The organism is Pseudomonas syringae pv. cilantro (genome assembly GCF_001293775.1).
In the GTDB taxonomy this organism is placed as follows: domain Bacteria; phylum Pseudomonadota; class Gammaproteobacteria; order Pseudomonadales; family Pseudomonadaceae; genus Aquipseudomonas; species Aquipseudomonas syringae_P.
The window spans coordinates 263,351-272,945 of record NZ_LGLN01000065.1; the positions used below are offsets into that span (position 1 = coordinate 263,351).

Consider the following 9,595-nt stretch of genomic DNA (forward strand, 5'->3'; position numbering starts at 1 on the left):
AAGCACAGGGTGCACTGTCATGGTGACCCTGCTGAACGCCGGTCCTCTCCCTGTCATCTGCCGCGGAAGCCTATAAGCCTTCAGTCACGGCAGCGACGTTTTAGGGGGAAAACGAATGGTGAGCCATCGCACAAGGTCCGACGCGCTTAGTGAAAAAAAATTCATCTAAAACCTTTAACCCTGCATTGAGTGGGAACCCGATACTTTAAAAGTACCACTCATCAACGTTCGCCAGCACGGATGGCATAAATTCAGTTATAGAAGAGACTTACATTTTGAAAAACCGCTTAGACATTACTGCCGCACTCTTGTCAATACTTGCTTTAGCCGGATGTGAAAAAACCTCAGAAGACCACGCTCGTGAGGCAACTCAACACGAAGCCGAAGCGCGTGCGCATTCGGAGAAAGGAAACAATGACCAAGCTAGTCAGTCCAGTTTGAAAGCTAAAGCAGCGTACTCAAGAGCAAAAGAAGCCGCTGCCACTGAAGACCGTCACCTTCCACCTGATTCAGATGTGCCTAAGTGGATCAAGGCAACGGAATAATCTTTGCTACAGAAACACAACCCCAAAATGGTGTGCATCGCCTGCGATGTGGCACACCATTTTCCATGCGTTTTGGAGTGACGCCACACAACGAACAGCGCACCTCCCCTAACGCCTCTTAAATCCTGAAACGCGCCACCATGCTCTGCAGATTGCTGCCCAGACGAGCCAGTTCTACCGTCGACGCTGCGCTCTGCTCGGTTGCCGAGGCAGACTGGTCAGCAATGTCGCGAACGCTGAGCACGCTACGGTTGATTTCGTCGGTCACCGCACTCTGCTGCTCGGCGGCGGCAGAGATCTGCTGGCTCATCTGCTCGATCGTACCGATCGACTGATTGATTTCCACCAGCGCCTGTTCCGCCTGGCGAGCCAGTATCACGGTGCCTTCGGTGCGTTGCAGGCTGGCGTCCATCAGGCCCGAAGCGGCACCCGTGCCCTGTTGTAAGGTCAGGATCAGTGCTTCGATTTCAGTGGTGGAGTTCTGGGTGCGCTGGGCCAGCGAGCGCACCTCGTCGGCCACTACGGCAAACCCGCGACCCTGCTCACCCGCACGCGCGGCCTCGATGGCAGCATTGAGGGCAAGCAGGTTAGTCTGTTCGGCGACCGCTTTGATCACGTCGATCACGCTGCCAATCTTGCCGCTGTCTTCGGTCAGGCGTTGCATGGCCTCACCCAGTTGTTTCACTTCACCGGCCAGTTGGCCGATTTCCCGCGTGGCGTGCTGCACCACGCTGCTGCCGTGGGCGGCGCGTTCGCTGGCCTGCTTGGCGGCCCGTGAGGCATCTTCGGTGTTGCGCGCCACTTCCTGCACCGTGGACGACATCTGGTTCATGGCCGTCGCGACTTGATCCACTTCATTTTTTTGCAGGGTGACACCGGCGCTGGTCTGTTCGCTGACGGCAGACAACTCCTCGGCGGCGGTGGCGATTTGCGTCACACCGTTGCCGATGCCGCCGATCAGGCCACGCAGGGAAACGGTCATGTGCTGCATGGTGTTCTGCAACAGACCGAGTTCGTCCTGACGGGTCGTGTGAGTGTCCTGGGTCAGATCACCATCGGCGATCCGCCGCGCCGCAATGACCGTTTCGTTCAGGGGCACGGTGATCTGACGGGTAATCAGGAACGCCGCGAAGATGCCGATCAGCAATACGACCACCGCGACACTCAGCAGCTGCATGACAGCGGTGTTCTGTTCTTTTTTGGCACTGATGACCTGCTGGGCTGCCAGATCGTCGGCACGGGCTGCGGTCGCGATGGATTGCTGTTGCAGACTGTTACGAACCTGATCGGCTTGCTGCAGCATATCCGAGATCGAGGTCATCAATATTTTGTACTGCTTGAGCGCGCTCAGCGCGGCATCCACTGCGGCATTGGCCTGGCTGGGCAGCTCACTGCGAGCGGCAGCGACCTGGGCGATCAGTGCGTCCGCCGCGTTATACGTGGCCTGACGGTTATCGGCAGACGGGATACTCAAGTAGCGTCGAAACACCAGGCGAAAATTGGTCATGCCGTTACGCAGGTCGCCAGCGATCTTGACTTGCTTGATCCCGGTTTCGTCCGGCGCGCGCAGGGTGTCGTCAATAGTCTTGTTCAACAGGTTCTCGAAGGTCCCGCTGACATCATCGGAGACCTTGATGATTGGCTTCAGCGCGTCATCGACCTTCTGATTGATGGCGACCAACTGTTCGAAGGTCTGCTTCAGGCCCCCTACCTGCTCCTTGATGGCACGCAGTTTTTCCAGGTTGCTCGATACCACGAACAGCCCCAGGCCCTCATCGACGCTGCGGTTCAGCGTGTCCAGTGCGTTCGCGTAAGTCTGCACGCCAGCCGGGCTTGGGCCTGTCGCGTAGGCTTGGGCAGCGATACGGGCACTCAGCACATCAGCCTTGATTTCGGCAACCTTGCTGCTTTTGCCCATGCGCTCGATTAGCAGGTTAGTGCTGGAATAGCCGATGGCTGCGACCGTCAGTACACCCAGCAAAATAGCGGCAAAGCCCAGCCCTAGCTTTTTGCTGACCTTCAAGTTATCCAACCATTTTGCGCTCATGACGTGTGTGCCTCTGATTTTTCGGAATGCCCGTAAATCGGCGCTGAGGGGGTTAACTTGATAGTTATATTCAGTTGAATGGCCGGGGAACTAATGTGGCGCGCTGTCAGAACCCCGTATTCAGGGGCGATGGCGGCATCATTAAGATTTATTTAACCGATCTGAAACATTGTGTTTCAGATGACCGGTGGTGTGCCGCTCGCTAAGATGAAGCTCGAAACACCGGTCGGCAGACTGCACATCCGGATTCTGAATCAGGCGAGCGCAACTTCGATGACCCTCACGTTCCGGCGACTTACCCCAAACGATGCAACCGCTTATCGCGCGCTGATGCTTGAAGCCTACGCGATTCATCCTGACGCCTTCACTTCAGAAGTGACGGAGCGTGAGGCGCTGCCTGTCGCATGGTGGGAGAAAAGGCTCGACAGCAGCCCGACAGCCAGCGACGTCGTGTTTGCCGCAGTCGAAGATGGTCAACTGCGGGGGGTGGCCGGATTGTCGTTTGAAACCCGCAAAAAGGTCAGTCACAAAGCCACCGTGTTCGGTATGTACGTGCCACGGACGCACAGGAACAAAGGCATCGGATCTGGGTTGATGAACAGCGTGCTGGCGCATGCCATATCCCGCCCCCGGCTGCTGATCGTCCAGCTCACTGTGACCGAGGGTAATACCGAGGCACAGGCGTTGTACGAGCGAATGGGATTTGTCGCGTTTGGCATCGAACCCTTTGCAGTGGCTTTAGGTAATCGATTCGTGTCGAAGGTGTATATGTGGAAAGGTCTACGGGAATGAATGGCCAGCCTGGCCGGTGTCCATAATGCCTGTGCTGAAGGTCTCAACAATCTCCGCACCTCTGCGGCAACAAGTCACCGTCGTGCAGGCTACAAAATGCTGCAATAACGCCTCTCTATCCAACGGTGTGTAAATATCTATTTGGCAGGCTCGCCGCTCAAGCATACTGTCTGGCCTTGCGCTATTAGTCTGACGCCATGTTCCTGGCGCCCCTTGCTTATTCCTTCACGAGCCTATCTCATGAAAAAACCGGTTTCTCTGGCAACTCGTATTGGCTTGGGATTTGCTGCCGTGGTGTCGCTACTCATTTTGATCACTGCCGTAGGTATTCAGCGCGTGGGTTTTATTGACAGCACGCTGGAGGACGTTGGAAAAAATGCCGCGAAGGTGCAGCGCTACGCGATCAACTTTCGCGGCAGCGTGCACAATCGGGCGATTGCCTTGCGTGATGCGGTGCTGGTCAACAATGATCAGGATCTGGCTGTCCACTTGGCAGAAATGACGCGGCTTGAAAAAGACTACGTCGACTCGGCCGTGCCAATGGACCAGCTGTTCACCAAGCCCGGCGTGACGGGCGAAGAGCGTCAGTTGTTGCGCAGCATCAAGGAAATCGAGCAACAGACGCTGGCGTCCACCAAAAGCGTGATTGCTCTGCGTCGCGCGGGTGACATTGACGGCGCTCAGGCGTTGTTACTGCGTCAGGTGTCCGGTGATTACAGCGAGTGGCTGAAACGGGTCAACGCGCTCATTGACCATGAAGAAGCTGCGATCAGGGCGCAGCTCGATGATGTGCAGACAACCGCCAGCCAGTTCCGTGGCCTGATGCTGCTGGCCACTGCATTTGCCGTGCTGCTGAGTATCGTGTTGTCGGTGTTCATCATCCGCTTTGTCAAAAAAACGCTGGGGGCAGAACCGTTCGACGTTGCACAGGCCATCAGGCGTCTGGCCGATGGTGATCTGCAGCAGAGTATCTCAACGCAGCACCCTGACAGTGTGATGGGAGTGCTGAAAACCGCGCTGGGTCGTCTTTCCGAGACGATCACCCAGGTGCGAATGGCAGCGCTGGAAGTCAGCCAGTCATCGACCGTGCTGTCAGCGGCGTCCTCGACCAACAATGCGCAGGTCATGGTGCAGACCCGCGAAGCAGAACAGGTCGCGACCGCCATCAGTCAAATGGCCGCCACGGTCAATGAAGTCTCCGGCTACGCGGCCCAGGCAGCAGATGCGGCGCGTCTGGCCGACACCGAGGTGGAAACCGGCAACAGTCTGGTGGAAGGCACGACCGCCGCCATCGAACAACTGGCTGCGACGCTGGTCGAGACGACCAATACCGTGGAACAGGTGTCCAGGCATGGCGAGCAGATCGAGACGGTCATCGAAGTGATCAACTCGATTGCTTCGCAGACCAACCTGCTCGCCCTCAACGCCGCCATCGAAGCTGCGCGCGCGGGAGAGCATGGCCGGGGCTTTGCCGTGGTGGCTGATGAAGTGCGCTCCCTGGCAACCCGCACCCAGCAGTCGACGCAGGAAATTCAGGCGATGATCAGTACGCTGCAGGGTGGCACGGAGACCGCTGCGCAGAACATGCGTGACAGTTGCGAACTGGTCAACAAGGCCGTGGCGCAGACGCGTAATGCGCAGAGCGCTCTGTCGAAAATCAGCAAGGAGGTCGGCGCGATCAACCACATGAATGCGCAGATCGCCAGCGCCTCAATCCAGCAAAGCTCGGTGGCCGAAGAGGTGGCGATGAATATCAACAGTATTCATGACTCGACACTCAAATCGGCCAGTGGCTCTCAGCAAGTAGCAACGGCCAGCGAAGACCTGGCGCAGCTTGCGGACCGCCTGACGCAGAAAGTGGCGTTCTTCAAAGCGGGCTGATGGCTGGACTCTCTCAACCTGCGCAGGTGACCCGCTTTGACCTGCGCAGTGCCATGCCCACCGTCGCCACAGACAACGCGGCACACACCGCGCCGGTCACTATCGCTGCGCTGAAGCCTGCACCTTCGGACACCAGCCCACCGATGAAGGCACCGCCGCCAATCGACAGGTTCACCACACAGACCAGCAGCGCCTGAACCCCCTCCACACGTCCGCTCGAGGCGTCGAAACACCATATTTGCGTGGTGATCGGAATCATCCCGAAGGCAAAACCCCAAACCAGAATGACGGGCCAGAGCAGCCAGGGAATAGCGACGAACAGCAGCAATGCAGTCAATGACCCCAGCATCAGCAAGGTCATGATCAAAACCGAGGACGGCGCATTTCTGGCCGCCAGCGCACCGCCTGCCAGATTGCCCGCAACCGCTGCGAGGCCGAAGGCAAACAGCAACAATCCCAACGCCTGACCTTTTATGTTTGCGGCGTCCTGCACGAAGGGGGCTAGGTAGGTGTAGGCCGCGAAGTGTCCGACATAGATCAGTAATGCGGCAGCGAACATGCGGCGGATCTTTTGCTCGCCTGCCAGCGAAAGCATCTGGTTTAGACCGGCAGAGCGCTCGCCCGGCAGCGCAGGCAGCAGCGTTGTGATCAGCATGCCCACCACCACCGTCACGACTGCCGCTGTTTCGAACGCGGCGCGCCAGCCAAAAGCCTCGCCGATAAAGGTGCCGGCAGGAATGCCGGCAACCGTGCCAATCGAGACGCCCGCGAGGACATAAGCCGTTGCCTTCACGCCCTCCCTGCCCGGCCTCAATCGAGGCCCGAGCGAGCCGGCAATCGTCCAGAACCCTCCTAACGCGAAGCCGAGCAGCACCCTGCCAGCCAGGGTTAGCCAGAACTGTTCCGATAACACCACGATCAGGTTGGAGGCCAGCAATATCGACAACAGGCCCAGCAGCAGGCGTTTGCGGTCGACATGGCTGAACAGGGCGATACAGGCAGGCGCAGAAATCGCTGCGAGAAGCCCGGGAACAGCCATCATCAGGCCAGCGTGGCTGACCGTCGTTTCAAGATCGCGAGCGATATCGGGCAGCAGCCCTACGGGAAGAAATTCAGTGGTGACGGTGGCAAATGATCCGAGCGATACGCTGCCGACGGCCCACCATGAAGCGGGCCGGGTTTCGAGATTTGCAGCAGTTTCAAAGCGACTCACAGCAGTTCCAGAATTCAGGTTCTTCGGTAACAGGCCGGTTTGGCCAGTGCATGGATGCGAACAACCCTAACGTGTAAGCGGGTAATGAATCCACCCTGTATAGCGTGCGGAATGCAGCTCGCGACGCTCTGCGTCGTAAAAGAGGACGCAGAGCGCACGGACCGGCATGCGACGCAGAGCGTCGCACGATAGTCGAGAACAACGTGAGCCCGGTTATTTATTGCGGGTCACTCTCCAGACCGTATTAGCCAGGTCGTCGGCGATGATCAGTGCACCGCGCGGATCAACCGTAACGCCCACTGGCCGACCGCGAGTCTTGCCGTCAGCGCCGCGGAAGCCTGTCGCGAAGTCCACCGGCTCACCCGCAGGGCGGCCATTGGCGAACGGAACGAAGATCACCTTGTAGCCGACCGGATTGTCGCGGTTCCAGCTGCCGTGCTCGCCGACAAAGACGCCGTCTGCGAACTTGTCGCCCATGGCCGGAATGGAGAACGACACGCCCAGCGCGGCGACGTGTGAGCCAAGGCTGTAATCAGGCTTGATTGCCGCCGCGACTTTGGCCGGATTTTGCGGCTGGGCACGGGGGTCCACGTTCTGGCCCCAATAGCTGTAAGGCCAACCGTAGAAGGCACCCTCTTTCACTGAGGTCAGGTAATCCGGAACCAGGTCAGGCCCCAGTTCGTCACGTTCGTTGACCACCGTCCACAACTGCCCGGTGCCCGGCTGGATAGCCAGAGCAGTCGGGTTACGCAGGCCGGTCGCATACGGTTTGTGAGCGCCCGACGCAGCGTCGATCTGCCAGACCATCGCGCGATCGATCTCGACCTCCATGCCGCGCTCGGTCACGTTACTGTTCGAACCGATGCCGACGTACAGGAAGCGCCCATCAGGGCTGACGGTCAGCGCCTTGGTCCAGTGGTGGTTGATTGCCGACGGCAGGTCAGTCACCTTGACAGGCTCACCGCTCGCCTTGGTCTGGCCGTCCTGATAATCGAAGCTGACCAGCGCATCCTGATTGGCGACATACAGTTTGCCGTTCGCAAACGCCAGGCCATAAGGTGCATTGAGGTTTTCAGCAAAGACGGTCTTCAATTCATACTTACCGTCACCATCCGCGTCACGCAACAGCGTCAGGCGATTGCCGCCTTTGACTTTGGTGTTGCCCTGCGCCTTGATGACACTGGCGATCACATCCTTGGGTTTGAGCTTGGCAGCACTGCCGCCGCGCCCTTCAGCAATGATGATGTCGCCGTTGGGCAGCACGATGGACTGACGCGGAATACTCAGATCGGTGGCAATCGCCGTAATGCTGAAACCCTCAGGCACAGTCGGCTTCTGATCGCCCCAGGCAACCGGCTCGGCGATTTTCATGCTGGGCAACAGGCCACGTTGCGGCTCGGGCAGCTTAGGGTCCGGGCCGCGTGCCTGGGTGCTGTCTGCTTCGCCACCACATGCGCTCAACAACAGCGCCATGCTCAATGCAGTCAATGCGTGGATATGTCTCATTCTGCACCTCCGGAACGCAGGCTGGTCAGCCCGGTCCACGTCGCAACGCAGGCCAGAACGGTAACGATGACTGACAGAATCAGGCCCGACGGCATAACCGCCCAGGCATCTTTGGCGTGTTCGAACGCGTTGACCAGCCCCAGCAAAAAGGTCACCAGCAACAGCAGGAAGTACGCCACGGGACGCCCAGCCTTGTGAGTGGCCCGGATCAGATTTGCCAACGCGAACAGCAGCGCCAGCCCGCAGAACAACAGGCCTCCGGCAATCAACCAGGCCGCAAAGTTGCTCCATTGAATCTGAAAGGTCTGGTAGTAAGCGATATCACTCAGCAATCCGCCGAGAAACAACGGGACAGTGCCTGCCAGCAAAGTCGCGTGTAGCGGACCCGGCGTGCAGCGATAGACGGGATGGGTGGTAACGGTCATGACAGCTCCTTATCGTTCGGCGACCCTGGATCGATGCTCAGTGCGGATGCACTGGCCTGTCGGGGTCACGCAGACTGCGCATAAGGAAGGATCATGTTGCTGAACCGATAGTTCAGCGCTTTTCATTTCGAAATATTTTGAAAGCGTTACGGGCTGACCGACGACTTGTTCCGACGGCACCGTTCCGAGCAGTAGCGAACCTCGTCCCAGCAACGCGCCCACTTCTTGCGCCAGGTGAACGGCAGCCCGCACACCACGCAGGTTTTGACCGGCAGCTCACTCTTTTTCAAAGCGCCTCTCCGGCATCCAGTCTGACCAGCAAATGCTCGCCCCGCGCCCACAATGCCTGTTGCTTGGGCTCAGCCATACGGTCGAGATTTTTATAGATAATCGCCATGCGCTGATTGCGACGCAAAAGGTCACCATGGCGCATCAGGAAATGCCAGTACAGCGCGTTGAACGGACAGGCATCGTCGGTCGTGCTTTCAGTCACTTTGTACGCACAGCCACGGCAATAATCAGACATGCGCTTGATGTACTGGCCGCTGGCACAATAAGGCTTGGAGCCCAGATAACCACCGTCGGCGTGCATGACCATGCCCAGCGTGTTGGGCAACTCGACCCAGTCGAAGGCGTCCATATAGATCGCCAGATACCACTCGCAGATCTGCTCCGGCACGATGCCGGCGAGCAAGGCAAAGTTTCCAGTCACCATCAGGCGCTGAATGTGGTGGGCATAGGCATGTTTCAGGCTCTGGCCAATCGCCTGGCTCATACAGTTCATCTTCGTTTCGCCGGTCCAGTAAAACTCCGGGAGCGGTCGACTGTTGCCGAACAGATTACCGCTCGCATAATCGGGCATCTTCAGCCAGTAAACGCCGCGCACATACTCGCGCCAGCCAATCAACTGGCGGATAAAACCTTCGGCGGCATTCAGCGCTACCCTGCCCGACCAGTACGCAGACTCGACATCGCTGCAAATCTGGCGCAGGTCCAACAGACCGATGTTCAGCGCGGCACTGATCCGCGCATGAAACAGAAAGGGCTCATCAGTGGCCATGGCGTCCTGATAATCGCCGAAGCCTGCCAGTCCAAAATCCAGGAAGTATTCCCACAACGCCTGAGCGTCGACGTGTGTGACCGGATAGTCGAAGGCCTCCAGCGAACCGTAATGGCTGGCGAAGCG

Annotated in this window: 9 protein-coding genes and 1 pseudogene; 3 read left to right on the forward strand and 7 right to left on the reverse strand. The window is 58.4% G+C overall.

What is annotated here, in order from left to right; genetic code table 11:
• Positions 1 to 275: 275 nt before the first annotated feature.
• Positions 276 to 545, forward strand: coding sequence for a hypothetical protein (locus ABJ99_RS27300; RefSeq protein WP_080378187.1), 270 nt, complete (start codon positions 276 to 278; stop codon positions 543 to 545).
• Between the two features lie 118 nt (positions 546 to 663).
• Here the strand turns inward: ABJ99_RS27300 and ABJ99_RS29920 are convergent, their stop codons facing one another.
• Positions 664 to 1,536, reverse strand: coding sequence for a methyl-accepting chemotaxis protein (locus ABJ99_RS29920; RefSeq protein ID WP_375232667.1), 873 nt, complete (start codon positions 1,534 to 1,536; stop codon positions 664 to 666).
• 33 nt (positions 1,537 to 1,569) lie between these two features.
• Positions 1,570 to 2,592, reverse strand: a pseudogene (locus ABJ99_RS29925) (methyl-accepting chemotaxis protein); the annotation flags it as partial.
• 273 nt (positions 2,593 to 2,865) lie between these two features.
• Between ABJ99_RS29925 and ABJ99_RS16740 the strand changes: the two are divergent.
• Positions 2,866 to 3,384, forward strand: a complete 519-nt coding sequence (locus ABJ99_RS16740) for a GNAT family N-acetyltransferase (protein ID WP_054086779.1) — start codon at positions 2,866 to 2,868, stop codon at positions 3,382 to 3,384.
• Between the two features lie 240 nt (positions 3,385 to 3,624).
• Positions 3,625 to 5,265 (forward strand): methyl-accepting chemotaxis protein, encoded by a 1,641-nt coding sequence (locus ABJ99_RS16745; RefSeq protein WP_054086759.1) that lies wholly within the window; start codon positions 3,625 to 3,627, stop codon positions 5,263 to 5,265.
• A 13-nt stretch (positions 5,266 to 5,278) separates the two neighbouring features.
• Here the strand turns inward: ABJ99_RS16745 and ABJ99_RS16750 are convergent, their stop codons facing one another.
• The 5 genes from ABJ99_RS16750 to ABJ99_RS27310 all read right to left on the reverse strand — a co-directional run.
• Complete coding sequence (locus tag ABJ99_RS16750) at positions 5,279 to 6,478, reverse strand: MFS transporter (RefSeq protein WP_054086760.1); 1,200 nt, start codon at positions 6,476 to 6,478, stop codon at positions 5,279 to 5,281.
• Between the two features lie 213 nt (positions 6,479 to 6,691).
• Complete coding sequence (locus ABJ99_RS16755; protein ID WP_054086761.1) at positions 6,692 to 7,984, reverse strand: PQQ-dependent sugar dehydrogenase; 1,293 nt, start codon at positions 7,982 to 7,984, stop codon at positions 6,692 to 6,694.
• A complete protein-coding gene (locus tag ABJ99_RS16760) occupies positions 7,981 to 8,409 on the reverse strand; it encodes a DUF2231 domain-containing protein (protein WP_054086762.1) in 429 nt (142 codons plus the stop codon). The genes ABJ99_RS16755 and ABJ99_RS16760 overlap by 4 nt, the downstream gene beginning before the upstream one ends.
• A 146-nt stretch (positions 8,410 to 8,555) precedes the next feature.
• Positions 8,556 to 8,699, reverse strand: coding sequence for a DUF2256 domain-containing protein (locus ABJ99_RS27305; RefSeq protein WP_074800116.1), 144 nt, complete (start codon positions 8,697 to 8,699; stop codon positions 8,556 to 8,558).
• Positions 8,696 to 9,595 (reverse strand): cryptochrome/photolyase family protein (locus ABJ99_RS27310; protein WP_459426207.1); only part of this gene is annotated, 900 nt, incomplete at its 5' end. The genes ABJ99_RS27310 and ABJ99_RS27305, both read right to left, overlap by 4 nt.

What these genes read in the sequence shown, in the direction of transcription:
- ABJ99_RS16755 (WP_054086761.1), bottom strand. Translation starts at nt 7,984, where the DNA reads ATGAGACATATCCACGCATTGACTGCATTGAGCATGGCGCTGTTGTTG.
- ABJ99_RS29920 (WP_375232667.1), bottom strand. Translation starts at nt 1,536, where the DNA reads ATGCAGCACATGACCGTTTCCCTGCGTGGCCTGATCGGCGGCATCGGC.
- ABJ99_RS16760 (WP_054086762.1), bottom strand. Translation starts at nt 8,409, where the DNA reads ATGACCGTTACCACCCATCCCGTCTATCGCTGCACGCCGGGTCCGCTA.
- ABJ99_RS16745 (WP_054086759.1), top strand. Translation starts at nt 3,625, where the DNA reads ATGAAAAAACCGGTTTCTCTGGCAACTCGTATTGGCTTGGGATTTGCT.
- ABJ99_RS16740 (WP_054086779.1), top strand. Translation starts at nt 2,866, where the DNA reads ATGACCCTCACGTTCCGGCGACTTACCCCAAACGATGCAACCGCTTAT.